The following is a 1,571-nucleotide window of genomic DNA, read 5'->3' as shown; positions in this document are numbered from 1 at the left end:
TGGCCTCGGCCGCGTCCCGGTACTGCTGCATGTCGTTCGGCTCGTGCAGGAAGAGAGCGGAAACCCGATTCTCGAGGTGGACCACCGGACCCTGGTCCGCAAAGTCCATGAGCAGGAAGGGTCCCTCAAGGCCGGGATGCCACTCACAACGAGTCGGCATGACCCGGATCGTCACGTTCGGCAGCTGCCCGAAATCCAGCAGCTTCGCGAGCTGATCGGCCATCACCTCGGCGCCACCGATGGTTTGCATGAGGACCGGCTCGCCGATGAATGCCTGCATTTGCACAGGGTTCTTCCGGACGATCGCTTCGCGTCGTCCCACGCGGACCGCGACGCGGGTCGCAATTTCCGATCCGGTGACGTTGCCAGCGACCATGATCGCTCGTGCGTAGTCGGCGGTCTGCAGCAATCCAGGAACCAGATTCGGCGCTACCGTCGTCATCGCGGTTGCCGTGCTCTCCATGTCGACCAGGGCGCCGAGTTGCCGTTGCTGCTCCGGCATCCCCACGGAAAGCCAGTGCGGGCCGTCCGGGTTGCGGGCGAGTTCTACCAGCTCGCTGCGGAGTTCGGCGGGTGCGTCGACTTTCGCCAGGTAAGCCGCGACCATCTCGGGCTTCGGCGAGCGATCGCCCGTCTCCCAGCGGGACAGCGTCGCGTGCGAGATGTCCAGCGCGGTGGCCAATGTGCGGACGCTGAACCCCGCGGCATCGCGCGCGGTTCGGAGTTCTGCGCCGAGTGCTCGCGCCTTCGGGGTGGTACCAGCCATGCACCACAGAATATGCCGAGCAGATCGGGAGTTGAAGATCCCCCGAAAGCGTTCTTGCGGCTCCGGAACAGTCGATGATTACCTGGTGCGGTAACGGCAGAGACAGCCGGTACCAGGGGGATTTCGAGATGACGGACTTGGTGTGGGCGGCTTCGTGCGGCCCGGTGGATTCGCGATGGCATGTGGTGCGGCGGACCGATGGCGGGGCGTTGCCGTCGGCTTGCGGTGCTTTCGTCTACGGGCCGGTGCATCTGCGGCGCGGCGCTTGCCCGGACGGGGAGTTCGATCGCGATGCGTGCCGGTCGTGCGCGGAAGTGGGGTCGGGGGATGGCTGAGGAATCGTTGCGGCACTTCTGGCGGCCGAGCAGTGATTCGGTGCGCCACGCCTTCTGGGGGCGCCGGTGGAGTGGCAGAACCGAGGCGACCTCGGTGTGCGGCGCTCAGCTGGAGCTGACCGCTGAAGTGTCCGAAGTGGACTGGTTCGCGGCGCCGACCTGCCCGGCGTGCAACGGGATTCTGCTCGCGACGCAGCCGACACCCGGCACGCCCCGATCTGACTAGCGGCTTCTCCGGGCTCGAGCGGCCTCCCGCCTCCCCGCCGCACGAGCCCGGGGCGGTCTCCCGCCCGCAGCGGCCGAACTCCGCCGACCGCGCGACGGAGACCGACGGGGGCGCGTCGCGGACCCCGACCAGCGACGCGCCCCACCTCTCACCGAGTGAACGGCCTGTTGGTCCGGCTAGATTGGGCGAACGGTCCGTTCACTCCTGGAGAACGTGGGTGCTGTGCGCGGCTCAGCGGTTCCGG

2 protein-coding genes are annotated in these 1,571 nt (G+C 67.8%); one reads left to right on the top strand and one right to left on the bottom strand.

Going from position 1 to position 1,571, the window contains the following annotated elements; all coding sequences use genetic code 11:
• The coding region (locus IJH84_RS06855; protein WP_295141642.1) for a helix-turn-helix transcriptional regulator at positions 1-766 on the bottom strand (766 nt) is incomplete at its 3' end.
• A gap of 327 nt (positions 767-1,093) precedes the next feature.
• Between IJH84_RS06855 and IJH84_RS06850 the strand changes: the two genes are divergently transcribed.
• Positions 1,094-1,327 carry a hypothetical protein gene (locus tag IJH84_RS06850; protein ID WP_295141639.1) on the top strand — a complete coding sequence of 78 codons (234 nt, stop codon included), beginning with the start codon at positions 1,094-1,096 and terminating at the stop codon, positions 1,325-1,327.
• Positions 1,328-1,571: the final 244 nt, after the last annotated feature.

Source organism: Saccharopolyspora sp. (assembly GCF_017434145.1).
In the GTDB taxonomy this organism is placed as follows: Bacteria; Actinomycetota; Actinomycetes; order Mycobacteriales; family Pseudonocardiaceae; genus Saccharopolyspora_C; species Saccharopolyspora_C galaxeae.
Note: the sequence above shows the minus strand (reverse complement) of the source record. Positions and strands in the feature narration are given on the sequence as shown.

Excerpts from the sequence above, each read along its gene's own strand:
- IJH84_RS06850 (WP_295141639.1), top strand. The coding sequence starts at position 1,094 with ATGGCTGAGGAATCGTTGCGGCACTTCTGGCGGCCGAGCAGTGATTCG.